This window comes from Acinetobacter piscicola, from assembly GCF_002233755.1.
GTDB lineage: Bacteria > Pseudomonadota > Gammaproteobacteria > Pseudomonadales > Moraxellaceae > Acinetobacter > Acinetobacter piscicola.
In genome coordinates this window covers 24,727-51,399 of record NZ_KZ268709.1, presented here as the reverse complement: position 1 = coordinate 51,399, position 26,673 = coordinate 24,727, and the positions used below count along the sequence as shown (strand labels likewise).

Genomic DNA, 26,673 nt, shown 5'->3' with positions numbered 1-26,673 from the left:
AAAAGAAAAAATCGTGCATCCCTGAGAATACACGATATAAAAAACGAGTGCTAAATTTATCAGAACTTATAGTTAAAAGATAATGCAGCAGAACGTGGTTGGCCTAGTACCAGACGTGAACCACCATTATTCAAAGTACTGATATATTCTTTATCTGCTAGATTATAAATATGCAAACTCGCGGATGCATTTTTATTAAACGTATAACCTGCCATGGCATCAAATACGACATAACTCGGAATTGCAGGCATGTTGGTGGTCGTGGTTGAACCCGGTGTGATGGCACGTTTTTGTTCATCTACATAACGTGCGCCAACACCTGCTTTAAATCCTGCAACGCTATAGGTTGTCCATAAAGTCGCAGTCAAGTCTGGTGACCAACGAACGGCATTATTTTCAGTCCAAACTTTTGTCGTTGCATTGTAGGTTTGCTGATTCTCTTGCTCAGTGTCCATGAAGGCAACACCTGCTGAAACATTCCATGCACGTGTAATTTGACCTACAGCACCAAGTTCCAAGCCTTTAACCGTCATTTTCCCTTCAGGAACATATTGTAGGCTAATTGGATCTTGCGTAATTTGATTTTCATTTTCAGTATGATAAGCCGCAGCGGTTAGAATGATTTTGTCATCATTCAGTGTCCATTTAGTCCCCACCTCATAATGGTGAGTTTTTTGTGGCTTCGCTGCTGGGTTATTGGCAACATTGTTTGCAGACGTTGAACTGTCATTTAAAACAAAAGCCGTACCTGGAGGGGTTAATGATTTTGCATAAGATGCATAAATGCTACTTGCAGGTGTTGGTTTAAATACGCTACCTAATTTCCAACTGACTAAGGTGCCATTGGTACCCAAATTACTTGCTGTATTGGTGACAGCCAACGTTTTCGCATCGGTTGCAACCGTCAATCCATCATATTCAGTATCATAATAATCAACACGAACACCGCCATTTAACTGAAAACGTTCACCAAATTTTAAAGTGTCAAATAAATACGCAGCAGCAGTATCCGTTTTGCCTTTTGCATATGCTCCAGTATGTACTAAGCCTGGTAATTTCGAATATGGATTAGGATCGTATAAGCTTGCAGGCGGAATAACTGGTGCTGCTTGTCCAGGCGTTTGAACATTCAAGGTATTGTTAAACTGTTCTTCTCTTAATAGTTCTAGGCCTACCACGACGTCGTGTTCAATCGAACCTGTTTTAAGATTTAAGTTGAGAGAAGTTTGATTGGTTAAAATTTTATTGGTTTGATCTACACCTTGACGAGTACGGACCACTGACCAAGAGTTTGGATCTTTAGGGGTATTTAAATTGCTAATGACCAGTGCATTGACCCCTGTTAACACACGATCCATTTCTGTTTTACCAAGACGCGTGATATTGGTCAGTTTCACATTTTCAGCAAAATCACTTTCAACTTTTGCAGTGACCATATTGGCATCAATATCTTCATAGTCGTCGATACTGCCGTAAAAGTTTTCACTATCAACTGGTCTTGCAGAATTAACGGCATTGTTAATAATATCGCGCTGTGGCTGCGTCAGTTTAGTGTCGGTATTATTATAATAAAAACCTTTCATCCCGATTGTAGGAATACCACCATCTGGAACGTTGCGTTGTTGAATATGTTGTGAATATAAGTAAAAACGAGTGTCACTATCTAGACCAAAAGCAATCGATGGTGCGACTGCCCAACCATTTTGTTCGACATAATCACGCCCATCTACACCACCTTGCTGGCCCATGACATTTAAACGTACAGCCACGCTGTCATTAATCGCCTGATTGATGTCAGCGGCTAAGCGTCCATGTTCTGCTGTTTTATAGGTCGCAGAGACTTCACGGCTATTTTCAGCATAAGGAAGTTTGCTTACAAGGTTAATATAGCCACCCGCACCACCACGTCCAGCTTCTGCCCCTGAAGGTCCTTTTACAACTTCAATTTGTTCAAGGTTATATACGTCACGACTAACAGCACCAATGTCACGGATACCATCGACATAAATTGAGTTTTTGGTATCAAAACCACGCATTTGGAATGAATCCCCCGCACTGGTATTGCCATTTTCACCGAGTTGCAATGTGATTCCCGGCGTATTACGTAAAGCATCTACAAGCGAAGTCGCGCCTTGTTCTTTTAAAATTTCTTTTTTGATCACAGAAATGGTTTGTGGGGTATCCACCAATGGCTGAGTGTATTTCGTAGAACTAACTCGCTCAGCTTTATAGTTGTTTTCAGCTTTTGCCTCAACTGCGATCACAGGTAATTTTGCTGTGTCACTTTCCTGTTGAGCGGCATGAGCCATCAAAGGAAACGAAGCTGCTAGAGCAACAAGCTGAGTTGATCTGTTATGTTTACGGCTTTTAATCTGCGCCATTGTAGGGTATCCCTAGTATATGAATGACAAAATTCTTTGACTGCATGGCATTGCGTATTGGCAAATTTGAATATGCAGTAAAAGTGAAGATATTGTTAAGGCCTGTAACAATTGATGCGAATTTTAGTGATAATTATTATCATTAACAATGGCTATTATCTTTGGTTATGCATAAATATTGATGAAAAAAATGTTTAATTTCGATATTTTGATTCAGTAAAACAATGACAGAATGTAAAAGTTGAGTGATTTTTTCTGTTAAAAATCAATGTTTTTTATTCGATGGTAAATTTTAGCGTCTAAAAAACTTCAGTCATCAATTTAAATTTTTATTGCATAGAATCATGATGTGAAAATGAAGCAGCTATTAAGGTGAATTAACTTGTCAAAAATCAGAAATAAAGGAGATAAAAGAGTAGGGGGCTGTTTTAGATAGACTGCGTTGATTTTATTTGTTCACGTACAAGATTAGAATAATGAGTTTGCTTTCAATATTTGCTAAATTTTTTGGATTAAAAAAGGAGCCTTTAGGGATAAAGACTCCTTTTATCTCAATATTATCCTATCAAAAAATAGGATTATTCGATCTTAGTTTTTCGATCTTAGTATTTAAAGTTAACAGAAAGTACTGCGCTACGACCTTCAGCTTCAGTTGCATAGTGTGATGAGTATGCTTTAGTGAAATAACGTTTGTCAGAAAGGTTGTTTACATTAAGTTGTAAATCAACATTCTTATTCACGTTATAACGTGCCATTGCATCGTAACGTACATAACCTGGAACAAATTTAGTATTCGCCGCATTCCCATAGACTTTGTCCATAGCAATTGCGCCAGCACCTAAAGTAAGTTCAGGTAAAACTTGGTATGTCGTCCAAAGTGTTCCACTATTTTTTGCAACGTTTTGAACTTGTTTACCATCATTTAAGCCAGTACCATCATCCACTAATTCACTGTCTAAATAAGTATAACCCGCAGATACACCCCATTTTTCAGTGATATTACCGTTGATGCCTAACTCAAAACCATCGACACGTGTTTCACCAATATTTTTGGTTGTACCGTCATCTGCTGTTGCACGAGTATTGGTTTTTTCAGTACGGAAAATGGCAGCAGTTAAGTTCAACTTGTCATTTAAAACATCCCATTTCGTACCAAGTTCCATCGTACGAACTTCTTCTGGTTTTAGATTCTTGATTGCAGTAGTAATGCCTTCAGAACCATCACCACCATCTACACCGACTGGGTTTGATGAAGTTGCATAACTTACATAGATCGAACCATTTTCTACAGGTTTATAAACTAAGCCAGCTTGATAATTTACAAAATCAGAATCATTTTTAATGGCAACTTGATCGCCTGTTTTTGCTGTTGCAGGAGCCGTACTACTTCCTAATACCGCACTATTACGTGCACCATAAGTCATAGTCTGTTTAGCAGAATAATCATCCCAACGAAGACCTAAATCTAAAATCCATTGTGGGTGTAATTCAATGCTGTCAAGGAAGTAAACTGAGGTATTTTCATTTTCAATTTTATAACGATCGGCACCAACTGTACTAAGCGTACCAGTCCATTGACCACGATTAGGATGTTGTACAGACGTACACCAGCCAGAAGCAATAGCAGCTGCATTACATGCGCTATTCGCAGTACCTGTAGTCGTCAAGCCATCAATAATATATTGCGTACGATCTGTATCTTGCTCAGAGTATTCAGCGCCTAAGTTGAAGCTGTGCTTGAAGCGACCAGTATTAAATTTGCCTTTTAAAGCCAGTTGATCTGTAAATGCGTCGGTATCGCCAACACGTGAGTTTGCACGAGCCCAAACATTTCCTGTTAAATCACCTTTAGCATTATAGAAGTTCCCTTTTGAATCATCAGGGTTAGTCCAAAGGTAATCGTTCTTTGATTTGTTATAAACAGCAGTATTGGAAATGGTTAAATTATCAGTAAGATCATGCTCAAGCTTGATGGTTCCCGATTGGTTTTCTTGCTTTTGAAAATCGCGATCTTTCCAGCCATAGTACATGCCTTGTTTAACATCGATCGGCTTACCATTACCATTTAAACCTACTTTTGCATTTGTAGCTGCAAATGGATTGTTATATGGAATACCCGAATCTGGCGTATCGTCAGTTTTTAAGTAGTAATAACTTAATGTCGCACGTGTATCACTGTCTAAGCCAAAAGTAATGCTTGGAGCGATACCAGCACGTGCATATTCAGTACCATCTTTTTGGCCAGCTTTGTCATTGTGGTGTCCCATGACAGCAACACGTGCAGCAATACCATTACCAAAATCTTTGTTACCATCTAAGGTAATACGTTGGTAATCGTCTGTGCCAGCGCCAACAGAGCCTTCTAAAAAGTCACCTTGTTTAGCAACTTTAGAAATCATGTTAATACTGCCGCCAGTTGTACCTGCACCGCCCATAGCAGATGCAGAACCTTTGGTAATTTCAACTTGCTCTACTGCAAACATTTCTCGGTTTTGTGAGGTTGAATTACGTACACCATCAACAAACATTGAGCTTTCAGAGTTGTAACCGCGGATAAACGGACGGTCACCATTTGGGTTACCACCTTCACCAGCACCTAAGGTAATCCCTGGAACGGTACGAAGGGCGTCTGCAAGCGTTGTAACTTGCGTGTCTTGAATTAATTGTTTTGAAATTACAGATACAGACTTAGGTGTATCTAAAAGAGGAGCTACAAATTTTGTATTTGCAGATTGGTCTACTTTTAAGCTTTGTTCGTTTGTTGCTTGAGCTTTGATTGTTGGCAATTGTGCAATTTCTTCTTGTGCAATCGCTGTAGTGGCGATAACTGATAAAGAAGAGGCGATTGCTGTAGTAACAAGTTTTTTACGCGATTTGATAAAAGACATACTGGAACTCACAAAGAGTAATGCAAATTTGTATGCGAATAATAATGATTCTTGTTTTTTATACCAATTCATATCAATTGTTATTAACGATTGTAGATTTAAAATAGAGTGTAAAAATAAATGGAATAGTGTAACAATATGTTTGTAAATGCATGATTTTTTGTAAAAAAATAAAACCCTGTTAAAACAGGGTTTTTTATTGAAATTTTAGATTTCAAAAATCCTTAGAAATCATAGGATAAGGAAAGCCATAAATTACGACCAGAAATGTAAGTTCCTGAAGTGCTAGAACCTATCGTCATATAATCATAGTAAGAGGCTGGATTACCATTTGCATCTATATAAGTACCATTATCTGTAAAGTCTTTATCCAGTAAATTGTTTACTGCACCATTAATGCGTAGATTGTCATTAATTAAGTAGCTCGCACCTAAATTAAATAAGTTATAGCCTTTTAATTTGTTTCCTGTTGCTGCATAAATAATGGCAGCATCACCAGCAGTTTGCTCTGTACTATAACGTTTCCGCTCAGACTTATATTCATGTTGTAACCAAAGATCAAACTGATCATTGATATGCCATGTTGATGTCATATTAAAGGCATTTTTAGGCACATTATTCAGATAAGAGCCTTTATTTTCACCTTTGGTAATCTCGGTTTCCATATAGGTATAAGCAGCTTTAATATCCCATTCTGGAATGATGTTGTATTTTAAGCTGAGTTCAACGCCTTTTGTTTCTGCTTCATTCGCATTGATACTTTGAGAGAATGTATCTTGAGTAATATGAGATCCATAACTTACACAGTTTGGTCGATTCGGATTCGCTGTTGAAGAACAATTGTATAAATCAGGACCATCAGTGATCAAATTATCAATTTTGGTGAAAAATGCAGTTGTTGTGAGATCCAAATCACCACGATTAAAATTAAAACCGAGTTCATAATTTAACGATTCTTCAGGTTTTAAATTTGGAGATCCAATTAAAAAGTTTGTACCTTGACCACTCACACCAATAATACCGTCATGTAGTGCTTTTGCAGAAGGGGCTTTATATCCTGTACTCACACCACCTTTTAATGTGAATGCATCTGTCGCATTCCAAACTAAATAACCTCGTGGGCTAAATTGCCCGCCAAAACCTGAATGATCTTCATAACGACCACCGACTGTTAAGTGTAATGTATCATTTAGACTCCACTCATCTTCAGCATAAAATGATAATGAGTCTTTCTTAAATTTTGCTCCAGCGCCAGCCACATCATCTGCTATCTCAGCTTTTTTATATTCTCCACCAAGAGTCACTTTGTGATTCTGAATAGGCAAAATCACATGTGAGTCTGCAACAAGGTCTGTATTTTCTAAAGTACGGTCTTGTCCTGCGTAAGCATTATTTGGAAATGTATTTCTTGGAATAGTTCGACCTAAAGTCTCTGTTTTTGTTTGGCTAACATAAGATTTCCATGTACCAAAATTATAGTCGCCATCATGACCAATAGAATATTGTTCACGATTAAATTCTAATTCATCTTTATAACCGTTTGCTCGAGTCGGCGTATCTTGAGTTCCTAAGCGATTATCTGCGTTACTATATGTTTGACTAGAATGGAATCCATCCACCCATAGCGCATTTTTTTCATCTATTTTTAAATGTAACTTCGCGCCTACATCATAAATATCTGCTTCACTTGGACGAGGATCACGGCCTGATGTTCCAGTAATACGTGCAGATTCTTGGCGATCTAAATAACTACCACGTAGTTGTAATCCTAAACGGTCATTGATAACTGGTCCATTCAACACAAAGCTTGTCTTCCAAGAATCTGCTTCGTCTTTATCTTCCATTATGTTACCGCCAACCGTAACATTTCCATTCCATTGATCAGATATTTTCTTGGTGATGATGTTAATCACGCCACCCATCGCTTCAGAACCATAACGTGTTGCCATTGGTCCACGGATGACTTCAATTCGCTCAATTGCTGCTAAAGGTGGAAGAAAACCATTTGATGACTCACCAAAACCATTTGGTGTTACATCTGATGAAGTGGATTGGCGGCGGCCATCAATAAGAATGAGGCTATATTCATTGCCTAAACCACGCATTTTTATGTTTAAACCTGAGGTTTTACCTACACCATCACGAATGTCGATACCAGGAACATTGACTAATAAGTCCGAAATGCTAGTTGCATTGTTTTTTCTTATATCTTCTTGTGTAATGACACTAATAGAAGCAGGTGCATTTTTAATATCTTGTTCAAACCCCGCAGCTGAAACCACAATTGTTGAAAGTTGATGCGTTGAGGAGGAATCCTCAGTTTGTGTATTTGCAAACGCAGAACTTGCAGTTATTCCGATAATAGCAAGGCTTAATGGGCGGAGGTTGAACTTACTCATAAATAGAATTCCAAATTGGACGAGATAAATATATGAAAATTAATAAAATATTAAAAAAGCATAGCAATGATAATGATAAAGTTTATCATTTGCAATAAAAATCATACAAAAGTTGAGCTTTTACTCAAAAAAATAAAAGAAAATGAAATAATCGAATAAAACAAAATAAAAACTTATAGTTTCGTCATCCTGTTTTGTATATCCTTTAATGTTGTCATATAATATGTGGCACTTTTTAAAAACTGTAATTATTAAATTCTATCGAGGAAGCCATGCAAGTAACTTCTGAAGCGGTTTCGGGCGTTGCCCGTCGTTTAAATGTATCTGTACCGACGAGCCGTATTAACGAGCAGTTTGAAGCTCGCTTGAAACGCACTGCTAAAACTGTGAAGATTAACGGCTTCCGTCAAGGTAAAGTGCCTGTAAATGTTGTACGTCGTGAATATGGCGCGGGCATTTACCAAGAAGTTGTCAACGACATTATTCGTGACACCGTATTTGAAGCGATTCAACAAGAAAAAATCAACGCTGTTGGTATGCCAAATATCGATAAAGTTGAAAACAAAGACGATGCTTTGGTTTATCAAGCAACTGTTGAAGTTTACCCAGAAGTTGAAGTTAAATTTGACGGCCTTGAAATTGCACGTAAGTCATCTGAAGTGACTGACAAAGATGTTGAAGCAATGCTTGAGAATCTTCAAAAGCAACGTGCTGAATGGACTGAAACCAAAGGTATGTCTAAAAAAGACATGCAAGTAACTTTCGATTTCGAAGGTACTGTTGATGGTGAGAAGTTTGAAGGCGGTGCTGCTGAAGACTTTAAACTCGTTTTAGGTTCTGGTCGTATGATCCCTGGCTTCGAAGACGGTATCGTTGGTATGAAGAAAGGCGAAGAGAAAGTGATTGATGTTACTTTCCCAGAAGATTACCAAGCTGAAAACCTTGCTGGTAAAGCTGCTCAATTCAAAATCAATGTAAAACTTGTTGAAAAGCAAAAACTTCCTGAAATTGATGCTGAATTCTTAAAAATCTTTGGTGTGACTGAAGAAGAAGGCGTTGAAAAATTAAAAGCTGACGTTCGTAAAAACATGGAACGTGAAGTGAAAAATGGTCTTCGTAATCAAGTGAAAGGTGCAACTTTTGATGCACTTGTTGCTGCAAACGAAGTGGAAGTTCCAGAGTCTATGTTGGCACAAGAAATTGACCGTCAACGTCAACAAATGATTCAACAATTCACTCAACAGTTTGGTGCTCAAGGTGCAAAAGCATTTGATAGCAGCATGCTTCCAGATGATTTGTTCAAAGAACAAGCTGAAAAAGCAGTTAAACTTGGCGTATTAGTCAGCAAAGTATTGGCTGATGCTAAACTTGAAGTAGACGCTACTCGTGTAGATGCTTATATCGAAGATATGGCTTCTTCTTATGAAGATCCTACAGAAGTGATTGAATACTTTAAAACGGATAAACAACAACGCGCTCAAATTGAAGGTGTTGTGTTAGAAGATCAGGTTGTTGATCATATTTTAGCTGCTGCTAAAGTAACTGACGAAGTTGTAAGTTACCAAGACTTATTGAAAGAACAACAAGCGCGTCAACAAGGCTAAGTTCTTCAGTGAAAAGAGGGCGCTTCGGCGCCTTTTTTTATGTGATTTAACATAAGCTTGTTAGATCCATTCACAATACTAATGCAAAAAATATCGGATATTTGGTTGGGAATATTTTGCATTTTCAGTAATTATCCCTCATATTGTGACTATGTGTGCAGTAACAAAAATTCAGGAATAAATAACATATGTATGTTCCATCAATTGAAAACGCTTTAGTACCAATGGTCGTAGAACAGTCTTCTCGTGGTGAGCGTTCTTTCGATATTTTTTCACGTCTTTTACGTGAGCGAGTGATTTTTTTAACAGGCGAAGTTGAAGACAACATGGCGAACTTAATTGTTGCGCAAATGTTGTTTTTGGAAGCAGAAAACCCAGATAAAGATATTCATTTATATATCAACTCACCGGGTGGTTCTGTGACTGCAGGTATGGCAATTTACGATACCATGCAATTTATTAAGCCTGATGTTGTGACCTATTGCATGGGGCAAGCTGCATCTATGGGTGCATTCTTGTTAAATGCGGGTGCAAAAGGTAAGCGTTATTGCTTAGAAAATGCACGTGTGATGATCCATCAACCATTAGGTGGTTTCCGTGGTCAGGCTTCTGATATTGAAATTCACGCACGTGAAATTCTATTCATCAAAGAACGATTAAATCGTTTGATGGCAGAGCACAGTGGTCAAGATTTTGAAAGAGTCGCAAAAGATACAGATCGTGATAACTTCATGACTGCTGAACAAGCGAGAGAATATGGTTTAGTTGATCAGGTATTAAGTAAACGCCCTCAAAACTAAACTTTAAAGACAAGATTTAAGAATTTGGAGTGAAAATGTCCGATCTTCCTCAAGGACAAAAGCATTGTTCATTTTGCGGTAAAACGCAGTCTGAAGTCGGTAAATTGATTGCAGGCGAGGACGCATACATTTGTAATGAATGTGTGGATGTATGCTTAGACTTAGTCCAAACCAGTCAACAAGTGGAAACAGGTGATTGGGCAACTCGCCCATTACCAAAACCGCATGAAATTCGTGCTGCGTTGGATCAATATGTGATTGGTCAAGATACCGCAAAGAAAACACTTTCTGTTGCTGTATATAACCATTATAAACGTCTAAAAGTGAGCCAAACAGGTCATAAGCCTGCAGATGCTGTTGAAATTGCTAAAAGTAATATTTTGCTGATTGGGCCTACTGGTTCGGGTAAAACTTTACTTGCACAGACACTTGCTCGTTTGCTTGATGTTCCATTTGCTATGGCAGATGCGACGACATTGACCGAAGCGGGTTATGTCGGTGAAGATGTTGAAAACATTATTCAAAAGTTATTGCAAAAAGCGGATTATGATGTAGAGAAGGCGCAAAAGGGCATTATCTACATTGATGAAATTGATAAAATTACCCGTAAATCTGAAAACCCATCGATTACCCGTGATGTGTCTGGTGAAGGTGTACAGCAAGCATTGTTAAAAATGATTGAGGGTACAGTTGCATCCATTCCACCACAAGGTGGCCGTAAGCATCCACAGCAAGAATTTATTCAAGTGGATACAGCAAATATCTTATTTATTTGCGGTGGTGCTTTCTCAGGACTTGAAAAGGTTGTACAGCAACGTCAAGAGAAGGGTGGTATTGGTTTCACGGCTGATGTGAAGAATAAAGATGATGGTAAAAAGTTATCTGAGTTATTCCGTCAAGTTGAAGCTACCGACTTGGTTCGTTTTGGTTTAATTCCAGAGTTTATTGGTCGTTTGCCTGTCATTGCAACGCTTGAAGAGCTTGATGAAGAAGCTTTGATGCAAATTTTGACTGAGCCTAAAAATGCATTGACACGCCAATATCAATATCTCTTTGAGATGGAAAATGTTGACCTCATTTTTGAAGACTCTGCTTTACGTGCAGTTGCGAAAAAAGCACTTGATCGTAATACAGGTGCGCGTGGTCTACGTTCTATTCTTGAAAATGTCTTGCTTGAAACGATGTATGACTTACCAAGTCGTGAAGATGTAGGTACAGTGATTATCAATGAAGCAGTGATTAATGATAAAGCTGAACCTGTTTATCAAGCAGGACGTCAGCCGAAGCAAGAACAAATGGATGTAGAAAAAGTGGATTTAAAGGTACTTGATACAAAATCTGCTTAATTCAGTGTATTTTGTTTGAATAACTGATGCAATTCATCTGAAACGTGTAATTAGCTTGACTATTTACACGTTTTTTATTTTTAAATGGTCATTGAAATGTTAAGCTCAATGGCGAAAAATAGTGTTTAATCAAGAACGAAAAATAAAAAATACGCGGTGAGGGATAATCATGCGTTACATCGGTTTAGTTGTTTTGATCAGTTGTGGTTTAGCAGCGTGTCAAAGTCATCAATTAGTTGAACAGCAATCTGTAAAAGTTGTTTCGACTTTGGATCCAGTTGATTTTAAAAAAGAAGATTCATTGGTTCATGAGAAACTTGATCAATATAAAATTGCTTCATTTTCTGCTGGCTCTTGGATGAAACAAAAGCCAGGTCAATATTTCAAACTGGTTAAACCTCAAAATCCACAAGCTGCGATCGTCTATTTTTATCGCCCAGATAGTCGATGGAATAGGCAGGAAATCATACCAACCAGTTTCTTTTTGAATGGTGAACATATCCCAAGTCTAATCAGCAACCATTATTATTGGGTTGAATTAGCTGAAGGGGATTATAAGTTAAGTTTAAGTCGTCCTTTGGGTGTTTTACATTTTCAAAAACCGAAAGTTGCCTATTTCTCTGTAGAAGCAGGTGGGCAATACTTTGTGAAATATGAAGAGGAAAAATTTCGTGGAGGCCCTAATGGTGAAGCTGGACTGCTGCGAGTTGGTCCTTTAATGCAAATGCCAACACGTCAAGCGTTGAAAGAAATCGCAATGACACAGTTGAAATCACCAGGATTAAATTTTGTTGGGGAAGTCACAGCTGACGGACGTGTAATTAAGCCAAAAGAAAAAATTAAAGGTGAAGATTATAAAGTCAGTGATGATGTGCATTTAACTCAACCATTCAAAATTTGGAATCCAATGACTTGGTAATTCAACAAGTTAAGTCAGTGTTTTTTAAATCAGTGCTTTTGAGCTGAAATAGACTGACGCTCTTATCAGAAATCGAGTTAAGCGTTTAACTCGATTTCTTTGTTTTTATCATCATTATTTTCGTCGTTTTATTCAGCTTGTTTTTTTAGCTCACGTAACTGTTTATCAATATCTGCAAAATCTTGTCGCGTGGTTTGCATCACGGAAAATAATTGATCATTCATAATTTTCATACTTTCTTGAGCGACCTGTGGTGTTTTTTGTAAAATCGATTGGCCAATAGGACTTGAATAAAAATCAATTTGTGCTTTGATCTCTTCTGAATTAAATACATTGCTATAAATTTTTGAATAAATGGGTTTTAATTTATCCCAAGCTAAGGTTTTTTGGCTTTGCACATAAAGTTTATCCGCCAATTGATTGGCAATCACTTGCTCTTGTGGGCTTAAATTTTCATGTTTTACGATGGATTGAACGATGACATAAGCTTGTTGATCAAGCTGTGGACGAATTTGTTTGAGTGTATCTTGGATCAGTTGATTTAAATTCATAACATTAATCAATTTTTCAACATCTTGCGGCGTTGCTTGAGCTGCGAAACTTAAATTGGCAGAACAACAGATCAGACCACAGATAAAATATTTGATAGCTTTCATGTTTTATTCCTTTATGAGTATTCAGTTTAGAATCGGATATATTTATAAATTCAGTCTTCTCGCCCTTGAACCAAGGGCACTAAGATCGCTTCCATTTTCTGTCTAATCAACTTTTGATTTTCTTCTTTTAACATTTGTTCTTGTGAAAATTTTGTTGTTTCTAACATGATATCTGACATCAGTAGATTCATTTTATGATTAATCGATTGCCCAATTGGGGTGCTCAGAAACTGAATATTGGCTTGAACTTCTTCTTCTGTAAATGTCTTTTTGAACAGCGTCTTAAACACGTTCATGAATTTAGGGTCTGTGGTAATCCGTTGTTGGACTTCACTGTAAAGTGCGCTGATTTGTAGAACCGCATTTTGTTGATCAATATTGAATGTTTGAGCACCAGTCACTTGGCGGACAAGGTCTTCCGCTTGTTCATCAAAATAAGGTTGCATGTCTTTGGTGCTTTGTTTAAAGACCTCGGAAATATTTGAAAGTTGCATCAACTTATCTACACTTTTATCTGTTGCTGGACTAGCAAAGACAATAGATTGGGTTCCCAAAAATAAACTGGTGAATATAAATGATGTGATCCATTGTTTTATTTTCATTCTTTAACCCAAATAAAAAAGCACTCTTCATCATAGAGTGCTTTTTTATCAAGATTCAAGTTGAATTTGAAAAGAATAATGGATTAACTTGCAGCAGCATCGACTACTGGAATTTTTCCAATTTTTGCTTGCCAGATTTTTGGTGCAGTCGCATGAATAGAAGTACCATTCACATCGACAGCAACCGAAACAGGCATGTCTTCAACGACAAATTTGTAGATTGCTTCCATTCCTAAATCAGCAAATGCAACGACTTCAGCTTGACGAACTGCTTTAGACACTAAGTAAGCAGCACCACCAACAGCCATTAAATAAGTCGCTTTGTTGTCTTTGATTGCTTCAATTGCTGTAGGGCCACGATCCGCTTTACCAATCATACCGAACAAGCCAGTTGCTTCTAAAACTTGACGTGTAAATTTGTCCATACGCGTAGCTGTTGTTGGACCAGCAGGGCCAACCACTTCATCACCTACAGGATCTACAGGACCAACGTAATAAATAAATTTACCTTTAAGATCGACTGGAAGCTCTTCGCCATTATCCAACATTTCACACATACGTTTGTGTGCAGCGTCACGACCTGTATAGATTGTACCGTTCAACAATAATGTATCGCCTGGTTGCCAAGCGTTCATTTCTTCTTGGGTAATATTGTCTAGGTCAACACGCTTAGAGCTTGAAGAATCCCAAGTCACTTCAGGATAATCAGAAATTTTCGGTGCTTGAATGTGTGCAATACCAGAACCATCTAGTTGGAAATGTGCATGACGAGTTGCGGCACAGTTTGGAATCATCCCAACTGGTTTACCTGCAGCATGACAAGGGTAATCTTTGATTTTAATATCAAGAACAGTCGTTAGACCACCAAGACCTTGAGCACCGATACCAAGAGCATTTACTTTTTCGAAGATTTCCATACGAAGTTCTTCGATTTTATTTTCAGGGCCACGACGAAGTAACTCGTCCATGTTGATTTCTTCCATGAGCGATTCTTTTGCAAGCATCATGGCTTTTTCAGCAGTACCACCAATACCAATACCCAACATACCCGGAGGACACCAGCCTGCACCCATTGTTGGAACAGTTTTCAATACCCAATCCACGATAGAATCAGAAGGGTTTAACATGGCAAGTTTAGATTTATTTTCTGAACCGCCACCTTTAGCAGCAACAGTGATATCTACTTTATTACCCGGTACGAGTTTGTAGTGAATCACAGCAGGCGTATTGTCTTTAGTATTCTTACGACCAAAAGCAGGATCAGCAAGTACAGATGCACGAAGTACGTTACTATTTTCTAAATAACCTTGGCGTACACCTTCATTGATTGCGTCATCTAAGCTCATGGTTAAATCAAATTTAACATCTAAGCCCACATCAACAAATACGTTAACAATACCAGTATCTTGACAGATTGGACGATGACCTTCTGCACACATACGTGAGTTAATGAGGATTTGTGCAATCGCATCTTTTGCGGCTTTGTTCTCTTCACGATCATAAGCACGGCTCATCGCTTGGATGAAGTCTTGTGGATGATAGTAAGAAATGAACTGAAGCGCATCTTTGACCGATGTGATCAAGTCATCTTGCTTGATAATAGTTGTCATATCGAAAATCTCGTGAGCGGGCTGATAGCTAGCGGGCTAAATTATACGTGATAAAGCAAGATTTGTGGGTATTTTGCTTAGGATTTGGGCTAAAGTTTAATAAATATCACTTATCATTTAAGCTCATATTTGGTGATTATTCAGTGTCATAATTAAGGTAATATTTTAAAAGAAAATTAATAATTTTTAACGATCGGAATAAATTTTTATTCACAAGTATTTGTAATTTATATATAAAAATTAATTTAAGTCTAATTTTTAAAATATGACGATATTGTCATAAATTTGTCATAAAACTTTTACATAATAGCTTCAACAAAAATCGAGAAATGTAGTATGACAATGTTAAGTGTCCTGATGGTTGTAGCTTTTAGTACCTTTATTGCAGCAACTTGGATTTACGGTCAGAAAGAAGATCAAGCCTAACGCTTTATCTTCTTTTTTATGTCTAAAATTTAAAGATACGTCTTCTTTTCTGTTTAAAATCCTTATACTTAATACTTATTCCGATTGTTAAAATAATTTCAATTATTTGTCCAAATAAAACTCCTCAAAATGAGCATTTGCTGTCACATTTACACAACATCTTCATTCAACACAATCTGCTCATTTTTATCAAAAGCTTTGGGGTAAAAGCGAGAATAAGCCCCATGAATTTCATCTTCAGGTAAAGCCAACACTTGTCGAAGGTTTGAACTAAAAAATGATAAAACTGAAGCAGATACAATGATCAAACTTAGGACAATCATGGTTGTATATAAACCTAAATAAGTTATAAACATACCCGCAATCACAACGCCAAGTGGACTAGCAATACCTGTACCAAAAGTTGCTGATGCACTGATTCTATTTAGAAAATGATTTGGAGAAGCAGCGCTACGCATAAAACTGGTATTGGTCACAGCCACCATTAAGCCACAGCCAGCTAGACCCATTCCAAAACATAAGAGTAGAAAATAAGCTAGATGAAAAACGCTTAACATTTGGCACATCAGCGCAGTAATAAAAATACCAACACCTAAACCTAAATACCCCATATAGGTGGTAGGCGCACGACCAAAATGAGTATTAGCAGCGGCCCCAATCTTTGTTGCACCGATAAACATACCGAGCGCAAAAGCAGTATCTGCGATCCCAAATAACCAAGGACTTTTGCTGTAATTTTGATAAAAGAACGCAGGTAGAACGACACCTAAAAATGGATAAAGCCCTAAATTCATGAAAAAAGTAATTTTAATTAAACTGATTTCGGGTGGTAGTCGTAAAATTGCAGAAAAACCACTGTACCATTTGGGGCGTTGGGGTGCATGTTCAAAGTCTTGAGGCAGATTTGTCGGCTTAATAAATGCTAAAAGTACGATTGAAACAATAATCAATCCAACACCTAGCCAAAGGGTATTTTGTGCACCGATGATTGAAATCAATCCAGTTCCAAGGATAGGTGAACAAAATGTCACGATGGTGATGGCCGCTGAGCGCCATTGAATTGCTTTAGAAAGCAATGCTTTAGTCACTTGAAAAGGAATAATACTATTTTGTAAGGGTTCTCGAATTCCTACCGCTAAACCAGCGATCACTTGGCAAAAAATGAGCAATCCTGACCAATACAAATTTGCTGTAGCGAGCAGAGCAATAACCATGGATGAAATTAAACTCATCAAATAGCAAATGGAAATCAGTTTTTGTTTATCGTAAGTATCACCAAGTGAGCCAAATAATCCACGTGCTAAGATATCAGCCGCAGCGCCTACAGCAACAAAAACTGCAAAAGCAGTTGCATCATGGGTGACAGAAAGTACCCACCAAGCAAGTGCTAGATATATGCATCGAGAAGCAATACTGTTAAAAATTGCAGAGAACTGAATGAAATAAAAATTTCGTCCAAATGGAAATTTGCTTGTACTTGTTTCACTCATTGATGTGGATACCAGTTTTTATTTTCTGTTCAAATTATGTTTTATCTTTTCCCTTTAAAGATATTGAAATAGAACGTATTTATCAACATAAAAATATGAATGAATAGATTTTATTTATAAAATTATTTAGATAAAAATCATGAAAATTTTAGAATCTGTAAATCACTTAACCATAAAGCAATGACTTGTTTTTATGTTTTAGGGGAATGGTTGTTTTGAAGTTGTAAGAAGTCATAAATAGAAATGAATAAAATAGTTTTCATGACAAATTAAAAAAAGTACATCGGATATTTTGACAATAATTTTAGGTTCTTATGGTGTAAAAGTTGCCTATTCTGTAGTTGAATTAATATATTTTGTAAAGTTTTATGAAAAGATGTATTATAATGATAATTATTATCATTACTTTTCCGGTGTTGCTGTGCCTTTTGTAAAAAATTCTTTATCTCTGATGATGTTATCAACAGGTTTTTTGTTTGTTTCCTCTACAACATTTGCGAATTCAGAGATAAATGAAGCGCAAAAAACCAGTTCAGCAACGCTTCCAACAATTGTTATTGAAGCCATGGAAGAAGGAGATCCGATAAAAACCTATGTGGATTATAAACAAGCAAATGTCACTCGAAATGGCTTAGATAAAAAAGATATCCCACAAACAATTGATACTATTGATGTATCAAAATACAAGCTTTATGGTGCAAATGACTTAAGCGTAATGTTGCAAGGTACACCTGGTGTTTCGACAAGCTATGATGCGCGAAATGATGGTATTTCTATTCGCGGATTTAATGCAGATACCAATGATATTTACCGTGATGGTGTACGTGAAAGTGGACAGTATCGTCGTAGTACTGCAAATATTGAACGTATCGAGATTTTAAAAGGCCCTGCATCGGTACTTTATGGCCGCAGCGCAGGCGGCGGTGTCATCAATATGGTGACTAAAGTTGCTAACTTTGATTCTAAAAGTTCAGTTGGGGCTTATGTAGGTTCTTACGATAACGTAGGTGGAACCATTGATTTTAATAAAGCTTTAACGGATAACTGGGCAGTACGTTTGGTTGGCGAGAAGTCTGATAGCAATAGTTTTCGTTCGGGCATCGGATTTAATCAGGAAATGCTATCACCTAGCGTGACCTATCGTAGTGATGATGAAAAGTTGTTTTGGACAACCGAATTCACCTATGACAGCCTAAACAGAACGCCAGATCGTGGGCCAGAATATGTAAATCTACCCGCAGGTGTTTCGATCAAAACGGGGTTTGCTGGTGAAAATGATAATATCGTTGATGAAACAAAGTCATTTAGAACTGACTTAAAATATGAATTTGCACCTGACTGGAAGTTTCATTGGGCACTCAGTCACCGTGAATCATTCCAAGATTTTGATAATTTCTTTGCTGGAACATGGTGTTCAACAGCAGGATTACAAAATGACGGTAAGCCATGTGATTGGCAAGGTAAAATTCGCCAAAATTATGCTTGGCAACAAACAACAAATAAAACATTGGTGAATACTTTTGATATTACGGGGCAATTTAAAACGGGTCTTTTAGACCATAAAATTATGCTAGGCAGTGATTGGTCTAATGAAAAGAGAGAACCAATCCTTGGAAACTATTCGAGTGGAGAAAAGGCGGGAATTTATTATCGTTATGTCAATCCGTTTAATACAACGGATAGTTTCTTGTCTCCAAGTTGGACAGCATTGAATGGTGCGCGACCTGCTGAAACATCGCACAGTCAAACGGATGCCAATGCGCTGAGTTTCTTCCTTCAAGATCTGATTTCATTTAATGAAAAATACAAGATGATGCTTGGTCTGAGATACGACAGTTATGATTTTAAAACCAATGACATTCGTAAGAACAGCACTCGATCTTATAGTGATGATAGCGTAAGTCCAAATATTGGTTTTGTTTGGCAACCTGTTGAAAGTCAAAGTTTCTATGCATCTTATAGTAAAAGCTTTTCACCTTACGGTGGTCGAGGTTTATTAGGGGTGAGTGCATCTATAAATCCAAATTTATATGATGCTGAACCACAGTATAACGAGCAGTATGAAATTGGGGTAAAAAGTGATTGGTTAGATGGGAACTTGAATACACAACTTTCTATCTATGATATTACCAAAAACAATATTCGCTATCAGCCTGATGCTATAAATAAACCAGATGAATGGGAAGTAGGGCAAAAACAACAATCTAAAGGTGCAGAGTTTAGTTTTATTGGTAAAGTGTTTGAAAATCTCTACGTTCGTGGAGGCTATGGCTTTACTGATGCTAAATGGAAAGATGATAGTCGTAATGTAAAAGAAGCTGATAATTTAAAAGGTAACCGATTAGGTGGTATTTCTGAGAATACGGGGAATTTATTTGTCCGTTATTTACCAACGCAAAATTGGTATGGCGAAGTAGGTGTAACTTATGTTGGTTCTTATTATACGACAGATAAAAACACTGCAAAAATGCCTGACTTTACTCGCGTAGATGCAGCCATTGGTTATAAAGATGACAAATGGGGCGCAACTTTTGCAGTGAATAATTTAACGGATAAAGAATACTGGCGTTCAAGCTCTATGCCGGGAACACCACGAAATTATTTATTTAGAATGAATTATTTCTTCTAAATCATACTTTCAGTAAATCAGTATTTCATGGAACAGCGGTATTTTTACTTAGAATAAACACATCACTCGATTTCTGAAGAAGTATTTGATTGCAAAAAAAGCCATCCAGTTGTTCGATTGGATGGCTTTTTATATTGATATGATTTTTATATCAACTTGAAAATCTTAGATTTAGACTTCTTGTTGTGCTGACTGAATTGCAGTTAAGGCGATGGTAAAGACAATATCATCGACCAAAGCACCACGAGACAAATCATTTACAGGTTTATTTAAACCTTGCAACATTGGGCCTACACTCACTACATTGGCAGAACGCTGAACCGCTTTGTAAGTGGTATTTCCTGTATTGAGGTCCGGGAAAATAAATACATTGGCACGACCTGCAACTTTAGAGTCAGGGGCTTTAGAGCGTCCCACACTTTCAACCGAAGCAGCATCATACTGAAGCGGGCCATCAATGAGTAAATCAGGACGACGTTGTTTCGCAATTTCAGTTGCTTTGGCAACTTTCTCAACTTCTGCTCCAGCGCCAGAAGTACCTGTTGAATAAGAAATCATGGCAATACGAGGGTCTATGCCAAAAGCTTTTGCTGAATCAGCGGATTGGATGGCAATCTCCGCCAACTGTTCTGCATCAGGATCAGGATTGATCGCACAGTCACCATAGACATAAACTTCATCTGGTAACAGCATGAAAAATATAGAAGATACTAAAGAATAGTCTGGTGCAGTTTTAATTAACTGAAAAGCAGGTCGAACAGTATTAGCAGTGGTATGTATTGCACCAGAAACTAAACCATCAACTTGATCAAGCGCCAACATCATGGTACCTAAAACCACAGTATCTTGAAGTTGTTCACGAGCTTGGAGTTCGTTGAGTTTGCCTTTGCGTAATTCAACCATTTGAGTGACATAATTTTCGCGAATCAGGTCTGGATCAATAATTTCTAAATCAAAAGGCAATTCAATATTACGTGCTTTAGCAACTTCAATCACGGCTTCAGGTTTTGCCAATAAAACACATTGAGCAATACCACGTGACTGGCAGATTGCAGCAGCTTGAACAGTACGTGGCTCATCACCTTCCGGCAGTACAATACGCTTTTTCGCAGCAATTGATTTTTGTACTAATTCATGACGGAACGCAGAAGGAGATAAACGTGGTTTGTAATCACCATTGAGCATTTGAGTCAACCAAACGGGATCAATATGACTAGATACGAAACGTGTTACTTGATCAGCACGTTGGATATCATCAACAGGGATTTCATTGCTCAAATTTGAAAGCTTTTGTGCAGTTTCAAAGGTGCTGAGAGGGGTGTGTAAAATAGGTAAACCATTTTTAATCGCTGCTTGGCAGAATTCAAGTACTAAAGCATTGGGTTCATAATGCTCTGTTAATACCAAACCTGCTAAGGGAATACCATTACTGGTGGCTAAGCTACTCGCCAATAACACATCAATACGATCTGATGCACTGATAATCAGTTCGCCTGCAATAAATTTATCTAGCTCGTGTTCAATATTGGAAGCGATTAAACTACTGTGTAATACACGACGTGTCGCTGCTTTACCTTCATTAATCCATGTGGCTTGGATTTGTTTCGCAAGGTCTGAAACACGTGGCACACTTAAAATATCACTGAACGGTACCATACCGATGATCGGTAATTTCGCAGAACCAATGTATGGATGACTTTTTTGAATTTCAGTACTGAATTTTTCAATATCATTGACTAAACGCAGATCGGTATCAATGGTTACAGGGATCTGTGCAGAATCAGCGGGTAAACCACGAGTACGCATGAGCAAAACGCCCGCATTACGTGATGAAGATGCACCACCAAAGTTACGCAATTGAGTTTCGATTTTTTCAGCAGTTTGTTCAGGTTTGTGAATATCTGCATTACTGACAAAAATGACTTTCGCATCTAAAGCTTGTGCCAAAGAAGCGTTTAAATCACTTGCAAAAGAATCACGTGTTGTTGGAACAAGACCTTCAACAATAATAATGTCATGTAACTTCGCTACTCGACGATGCAGGCTGACAGCCTCTTCTAAGAGTTCATCCGTTTCATTGGCATTTAATTGCTGAGTGATTTTTACAAAAGAAATCGGTTCAACGGTTTCTGAATTAGAGATATGGCGATATAGCGCAGTGGTGCGGTCAGGTTCAGTGCTTAACTCTTGTGAGAATGGTTTTAAAAAACCTGATTTTACACCTTGGCATTCCAATGCATAAACAAGACCTAGACAAGCAGAGGTTAAACCAACACCTTCCCCAGTAGGAACCAATAAAATTGTTTTCATAGACTATTCTTGGACAATAAAGATATTTTAAGACAAACAGTTACAACAACTTAAGCTGTTGTAACATCTGATTTAGACTTTTTTGCAGTCTGTTGTACCTCGTGTTCTACAACATACACTGTTTCTTGTGCAATGCGTCCTTCTTCATCTGTAGGAATCACCCAAATTTGAGGACCATGACCTGCATCGATACGACCTTCTGTACCACGTTTTAAGGTGTTATTTTTATCTTTACTCAAATCAAAACCAAAATGAGGTAGATAAGCAACTGTTTTTTCACGGATATAAGCTGAGTTTTCACCAATGCCGCCAGTGAAAAATAAACCATCAATACGCGGTAAGCCACAACTTAATGCAGCAATTGATTTCGCCAAGCGATAACAAAATACTTCAATCGCTAAAGTCGCATCTTCATTGCCTTGTTCAGAAGCTTCAATCAGCGTACGCATATCATTTGAGAGGTCTGATAGGCCGAGTAAACCAGATTGGCTATTTAACATCTTGTCAATTTTATAGATGTCCCAACCTAGGTTTGAAGCCAAGAAACTGTGAAGACTTGGGTCTACATCACCACTACGTGTACCCATAACAACACCTTCAAGCGGTGTTAAGCCCATAGAGGTATCGACACTTTGTCCATTCCAAATCGCACATGTTGAACTACCATTACCTAAGTGTGCAGTGAGCCAACCGCCTTGTTTGAAGCTGCCTGCAAGTTCAGAACCACGTTCAGAAACATAAGCATGACTGGTACCGTGGAAACCATAACGACGTACATTATGATCTGTATATAGGAATTTAGGTAATGCATAACGATATGCATGTGGTGGCATGGTTTGGTGGAATGCGGTATCGAATACAGCAACTTGTGGTAATTCTGGGAATAAGCGCATTGTTGCATTAATTCCCACAAGGTGCGCAGGATTATGTAGTGGTGCAAGCGGCGTAGCTTCACGAATTTTTTCGATAATTTCAGGTGTTAATAATTCTGCTTTGGTAATTGTACCGCCGTGAACGACACGGTGACCAATCGCTTGAGGTTTGTATTCAGATAAACGACCTAAAATCGTTTCTAAAGCTTTCTCATGGTCGGCGTATGGAATCGGTATTTCAAGAGGTTGATTACCCGCAGTGATTCCTTTAATACGTGCATCAGCAGAACCTAAGTTTTCTGCTAAACCAAAGATGCGATTTTCACGATCTTCAGAAATAAGCGCATATTTGATTGATGAAGAACCGCAGTTAATGACTAATACTGATGTAGACACGTTTTAATACCCGAAATTGTAATTTGAAAAGTCTTCCTGATTGATCTGATTACACTTTTTATAAATAGGGTAAATGAGATCAGTGTGTATGTTTTACCATGTGTAGATTTTTTGTCCTAGCTAGACTTTAGGTGATTAGACTTTAGAACTATCGACCTGAAAATGATTAATACCTAATATTTATCAGTTGATTATTCATTTAATAAGTAAAAATTAGCACTCATCACTATTTTTATCTATCTGCAAAATACAGTTTCTTGTAAGTGTTGATTTCAAAATTGTTAATTTGCATATGTGATGGGACAGACTAAGAAAAACTCAGTATTTACACGTATAAATACTGAGTTCAAATGGAGCTTTTTAGACTGAATTATTGGCGAATTTGACCATCACCTAAAACGATCCATTTTTGAGAGGTTAAGCCTTCTAAGCCAACAGGACCACGTGCATGAATTTTGTCTGTAGAGATACCAATTTCAGCACCTAGACCGTATTCAAAACCATCTGCAAAACGAGTCGAAGCATTGACCATCACAGAGCTTGAGTCGACACGTGTTAGGAATTGACGTGCTAGGCTGAAGTTTTCAGTGATAATGGCATCAGTATGATGTGAACCATACTTATTAATATGTTGAATGGCTTCATCAATTCCTGAAACAATTTTCACAGCTAAAATTGGCCCTAGATATTCCTCATACCAATCTTCTTCACTTGCAGGTTTGACTGTAGTACCCAAGATTTTTTGAACTTTTAAGCAACCACGGAGTTCAACTTGTTTTTCAGCATATAATTCTGCAATACGCGGTAAAAACTCTTCAGCAATCTTTTCATCTACCAATAGCGTTTCCATTGCATTACAAACACCATAACGGTGTGTTTTTGCGTTTAATGCAATTGGAAGGGCTTTGTGTAAATCAGCTTGAGCTTCAACAAAGACATGGCAGTTACCATCTAAGTGTTTAATCACTGGAATGGTTGCTTCATTGGTAATACGTCCAATCAGGCCTTTGCCACCACGTGGAACGATTACATCTACATATTCAGACATGGTAATCAATTGACCCACAGCAGCACGGTCAGTGGTGTTAATTACTTGTACGCATGTTTCAGGTAAACCAACCGTTTTTAAACCATGTTGAATCGCTTGAGCAATGGCTTGGTTTGAATTTAATGCTTCAGAACCACCACGCAGAATGATTGCATTGGCAGATTTCAACGCCAAAGATGCTGCTTCAAGTGTAACGTTTGGACGTGACTCATAAATCATGCCAACCACACCTAAAGGTACGCGCATTTTACCAATTTGAATGCCCGTTGGACGATAAGCCAAATCGGTGATTTCACCAATCGGGTCAACCAAGCCAATGACGTCTTTTAAGCCTTGCAGCATCTCTTTAAAACGTGTGGGGTTGAGTTCAAGGCGATCAAGTAAAGCACTATCCAAGTTATTTTCATGGCCTTTGGTCATGTCAATTTGATTAGCAGCTAAAATTTGGGGTTCACTATTTTTTAAAGCAGTATAAATAGCAGATAAGGCATTATTTTTTACAAGTGTAGTTGAACCAGCCAAAATACTAGCAGCTTGGCGAGCTTGTTTTCCTACAGTTTGCATATACTGTTCAATAGAATCTTGCATAGCGGTTTATTTGATCACTAAAAATATCTCTTTGATAGTAACAGTCTATGCACGAGCAAGGAAGTATTGCGCTGAAATAAAGCGGCTTAAAATAGGACATGTAAATATTTTGCAATCTTTTTGCTCTTTAAACTAGATGAGCGGTCAATTTAGCGATTGCGTATAAATCACACATCTGTATAGAATGAAACAATAAGGATATTGACGTAATACAAAACACAACTTGTATTGCTATTAGCGATAATAATGTGAGTTAAACTATCTTGCATATTAAAAGAATAAAGCAGGGATGGAGGAAGGATATGAATTCCATTATCCAAATGGACAATGAATCACACCAATCTTTTACAAGTTTTGGTTTTTTCGATCTATATCACAAACACAGTTTTAAACAACCTCCTCGTACCACATGGATCGATGGTTGGAAAATTGAATATATGGCCATTGCGGATCCTAAGACGATTCACAATACCCCTATTGTGATTGTAGGGGGCGCATTTCAAAATTTTAACTCTTATAAGTATTGTGTTGAACAGTTCTTTGAAAGTGGGCCCGTCATTCTGATTGATTTGCCATCGATGGGTGCAAATCAGCAAATCACCAATGTAGATACCGGTCGATCAGCAGGCACATTAGAATTACCTGATTTGTCTTGTATGCTCGGTGAGTGGTTAGACATTGTTGGAATTGCGAAAGTCGATGTGGTGGGTATTTCACTAGGTTCAGTGATTGCTTCTTTTTTCGCACATCAGCGTTCTGAACTTGTCGAAAAAATGATTCTCATGGGCGTGATGCAAGAGACTCGTAAGAGTTGGCGCATGCTGTTAGAAGAATCATTGATGCTCATGAAAGAGCAGCGCATGGATGAGTTTGGTCAAGCGGTTATTCTCTATTTAGTTAATCATGCCAAGCTTGATAAAACTCGGATGTCGCCGACAGCGAAAAGATTGTTTTTCAAACAAATGGCTGAGTTTTCAAATACTGAGCAAGAACGTTATGAAATTAATTGCAATCGCTTATTGCGTTTAAATCATGTTCCTGTTCCACAAACAGATACACTGGTTGCATGTGGTCAATACGACAGTTTTACACTGCCACATGAAAACGCACATTTTGCTTTGCAGTGCCCAGATATGCAGTTTGCCATGATTGCCAATGCAGATCATGTGCCACAATTGCAACGTCGTAAAGAAACCATGACTTTGTTTACCACTTATTTAAAAGGTGAGTCGATTCATGGTCTAGATGGCATCATCAATTTGACACGTGAAGACATGCAAAAATTAGAACGTCGTGGCGAAGCACGTATTCAAGTGTTGCAATCACAACGTCAGTTGACGCATCGTCATTCTGAGCAAGTTGTAAATGTTGAAATCGTCGATTTAAACTATTTTGGTTTATGGATGAAGTTGAATAATCAAGACGATTTAACTTTTGTGAATGATCATCCACGTGATTTGGCGCTGAATTTAAGTGATGATGAAGGCGAGTTTGCGATTGAATGCTTAATTTTTGAAACGTCTGAACAAGGTGTGCGAGCATTGTTTAAGCATGGTAGTTTTGAAAATGCAGATCGTTTGTTGCGTTTTGTGGCACGTCAGACTCAAGAAGATCAAGTAGAAGAGATCGTTTGATCTAACAAGCTTAGTGGCACAAAAAACCAGTCAATTGACTAATGCCAGTCAGCTAAGAGTAATTTGGTAGTTACT

Annotated in this window: 16 protein-coding genes; 6 read left to right on the top strand and 10 right to left on the bottom strand. The window is 37.8% G+C overall.

What is annotated here, in order from left to right; translation table 11 throughout:
• Positions 1-59: 59 nt before the first annotated feature.
• From CDA10_RS04415 to CDA10_RS04405, 3 genes are all read right to left on the bottom strand, one after another.
• The gene (locus tag CDA10_RS04415; RefSeq protein WP_089604282.1) at positions 60-2,381 is read right to left on the bottom strand and encodes a catecholate siderophore receptor Fiu; all 2,322 of its coding nucleotides are present in this window, start codon (positions 2,379-2,381) and stop codon (positions 60-62) included.
• 602 nt (positions 2,382-2,983) lie between these two features.
• Positions 2,984-5,269, bottom strand: coding sequence for a TonB-dependent receptor (locus CDA10_RS04410; RefSeq protein ID WP_089604316.1), 2,286 nt, complete (start codon positions 5,267-5,269; stop codon positions 2,984-2,986).
• A gap of 224 nt (positions 5,270-5,493) precedes the next feature.
• On the bottom strand, positions 5,494-7,668 hold the full coding sequence (locus CDA10_RS04405; protein ID WP_089604281.1) for a TonB-dependent receptor domain-containing protein: 2,175 nt from the start codon (positions 7,666-7,668) through the stop codon (positions 5,494-5,496).
• A gap of 272 nt (positions 7,669-7,940) precedes the next feature.
• Between CDA10_RS04405 and tig the strand changes: the two genes are divergently transcribed.
• From tig to CDA10_RS04385, 4 genes are all read left to right on the top strand, one after another.
• A complete protein-coding gene (tig, locus tag CDA10_RS04400; RefSeq protein WP_089604280.1) occupies positions 7,941-9,272 on the top strand; it encodes a trigger factor in 1,332 nt (443 codons plus the stop codon).
• 188 nt (positions 9,273-9,460) lie between these two features.
• Positions 9,461-10,072, top strand: a complete 612-nt coding sequence (clpP, locus tag CDA10_RS04395) for an ATP-dependent Clp endopeptidase proteolytic subunit ClpP (RefSeq protein ID WP_089604279.1) — start codon at positions 9,461-9,463, stop codon at positions 10,070-10,072.
• A gap of 35 nt (positions 10,073-10,107) precedes the next feature.
• Positions 10,108-11,418, top strand: a complete 1,311-nt coding sequence (gene clpX, locus CDA10_RS04390; RefSeq protein ID WP_089604278.1) for an ATP-dependent Clp protease ATP-binding subunit ClpX — start codon at positions 10,108-10,110, stop codon at positions 11,416-11,418.
• A 169-nt stretch (positions 11,419-11,587) separates the two neighbouring features.
• A complete protein-coding gene (locus CDA10_RS04385) occupies positions 11,588-12,337 on the top strand; it encodes a DUF2846 domain-containing protein (protein WP_089604277.1) in 750 nt (249 codons plus the stop codon).
• A 128-nt stretch (positions 12,338-12,465) separates the two neighbouring features.
• Here CDA10_RS04385 and CDA10_RS04380 read toward each other — a convergent pair whose 3' ends face one another.
• The 4 genes from CDA10_RS04380 to CDA10_RS04365 all read right to left on the bottom strand — a co-directional run bounded on the left by CDA10_RS04380 (position 12,466) and on the right by CDA10_RS04365 (position 17,121).
• On the bottom strand, positions 12,466-12,993 hold the full coding sequence (locus tag CDA10_RS04380; RefSeq protein WP_089604276.1) for a DUF2059 domain-containing protein: 528 nt from the start codon (positions 12,991-12,993) through the stop codon (positions 12,466-12,468).
• Between the two features lie 50 nt (positions 12,994-13,043).
• The gene (locus CDA10_RS04375; protein WP_089604275.1) at positions 13,044-13,595 is read right to left on the bottom strand and encodes a DUF2059 domain-containing protein; all 552 of its coding nucleotides are present in this window, start codon (positions 13,593-13,595) and stop codon (positions 13,044-13,046) included.
• 83 nt (positions 13,596-13,678) lie between these two features.
• A complete protein-coding gene (locus CDA10_RS04370) occupies positions 13,679-15,205 on the bottom strand; it encodes a fumarate hydratase (RefSeq protein ID WP_089604274.1) in 1,527 nt (508 codons plus the stop codon).
• Between the two features lie 575 nt (positions 15,206-15,780).
• Entirely contained in the window at positions 15,781-17,121 is a 1,341-nt protein-coding gene (locus tag CDA10_RS04365) for an MFS transporter (protein WP_089604273.1), read from the bottom strand.
• 421 nt (positions 17,122-17,542) lie between these two features.
• On the opposite strand from CDA10_RS04365, the gene CDA10_RS04360 reads away from it, so the two are divergent.
• The gene (locus tag CDA10_RS04360) at positions 17,543-19,750 is read left to right on the top strand and encodes a TonB-dependent receptor (protein WP_089604315.1); all 2,208 of its coding nucleotides are present in this window, start codon (positions 17,543-17,545) and stop codon (positions 19,748-19,750) included.
• A 171-nt stretch (positions 19,751-19,921) separates the two neighbouring features.
• Here CDA10_RS04360 and pta read toward each other — a convergent pair whose 3' ends face one another.
• The 3 genes from pta to CDA10_RS04345 form a co-directional block, all read right to left on the bottom strand.
• On the bottom strand, positions 19,922-22,060 hold the full coding sequence (gene pta / locus CDA10_RS04355; protein WP_089604272.1) for a phosphate acetyltransferase: 2,139 nt from the start codon (positions 22,058-22,060) through the stop codon (positions 19,922-19,924).
• Positions 22,061-22,110: 50 nt separating this feature from the next.
• Positions 22,111-23,328 carry an acetate/propionate family kinase gene (locus CDA10_RS04350; protein WP_089604271.1) on the bottom strand — a complete coding sequence of 406 codons (1,218 nt, stop codon included), beginning with the start codon at positions 23,326-23,328 and terminating at the stop codon, positions 22,111-22,113.
• Positions 23,329-23,698: 370 nt separating this feature from the next.
• Complete coding sequence (locus CDA10_RS04345) at positions 23,699-24,964, bottom strand: glutamate-5-semialdehyde dehydrogenase (RefSeq protein ID WP_089604270.1); 1,266 nt, start codon at positions 24,962-24,964, stop codon at positions 23,699-23,701.
• Positions 24,965-25,266: 302 nt separating this feature from the next.
• Here CDA10_RS04345 and CDA10_RS04340 point away from each other — a divergent pair, with 302 nt between their 5' ends.
• Positions 25,267-26,598 (top strand): alpha/beta fold hydrolase, encoded by a 1,332-nt coding sequence (locus CDA10_RS04340; RefSeq protein WP_089604269.1) that lies wholly within the window; start codon positions 25,267-25,269, stop codon positions 26,596-26,598.
• Positions 26,599-26,673: the final 75 nt, after the last annotated feature.

Excerpts from the sequence above, each read along its gene's own strand:
- clpX (WP_089604278.1), top strand. The coding sequence starts at position 10,108 with ATGTCCGATCTTCCTCAAGGACAAAAGCATTGTTCATTTTGCGGTAAA.
- CDA10_RS04375 (WP_089604275.1), bottom strand. The coding sequence starts at position 13,595 with ATGAAAATAAAACAATGGATCACATCATTTATATTCACCAGTTTATTT.
- CDA10_RS04415 (WP_089604282.1), bottom strand. The coding sequence starts at position 2,381 with ATGGCGCAGATTAAAAGCCGTAAACATAACAGATCAACTCAGCTTGTT.
- CDA10_RS04365 (WP_089604273.1), bottom strand. The coding sequence starts at position 17,121 with ATGAGTGAAACAAGTACAAGCAAATTTCCATTTGGACGAAATTTTTAT.
- CDA10_RS04380 (WP_089604276.1), bottom strand. The coding sequence starts at position 12,993 with ATGAAAGCTATCAAATATTTTATCTGTGGTCTGATCTGTTGTTCTGCC.
- clpP (WP_089604279.1), top strand. The coding sequence starts at position 9,461 with ATGTATGTTCCATCAATTGAAAACGCTTTAGTACCAATGGTCGTAGAA.
- CDA10_RS04345 (WP_089604270.1), bottom strand. The coding sequence starts at position 24,964 with ATGCAAGATTCTATTGAACAGTATATGCAAACTGTAGGAAAACAAGCT.
- CDA10_RS04385 (WP_089604277.1), top strand. The coding sequence starts at position 11,588 with ATGCGTTACATCGGTTTAGTTGTTTTGATCAGTTGTGGTTTAGCAGCG.
- CDA10_RS04370 (WP_089604274.1), bottom strand. The coding sequence starts at position 15,205 with ATGACAACTATTATCAAGCAAGATGACTTGATCACATCGGTCAAAGAT.
- tig (WP_089604280.1), top strand. The coding sequence starts at position 7,941 with ATGCAAGTAACTTCTGAAGCGGTTTCGGGCGTTGCCCGTCGTTTAAAT.
- pta (WP_089604272.1), bottom strand. The coding sequence starts at position 22,060 with ATGAAAACAATTTTATTGGTTCCTACTGGGGAAGGTGTTGGTTTAACC.
- CDA10_RS04410 (WP_089604316.1), bottom strand. The coding sequence starts at position 5,269 with ATGTCTTTTATCAAATCGCGTAAAAAACTTGTTACTACAGCAATCGCC.
- CDA10_RS04405 (WP_089604281.1), bottom strand. The coding sequence starts at position 7,668 with ATGAGTAAGTTCAACCTCCGCCCATTAAGCCTTGCTATTATCGGAATA.
- CDA10_RS04340 (WP_089604269.1), top strand. The coding sequence starts at position 25,267 with ATGAATTCCATTATCCAAATGGACAATGAATCACACCAATCTTTTACA.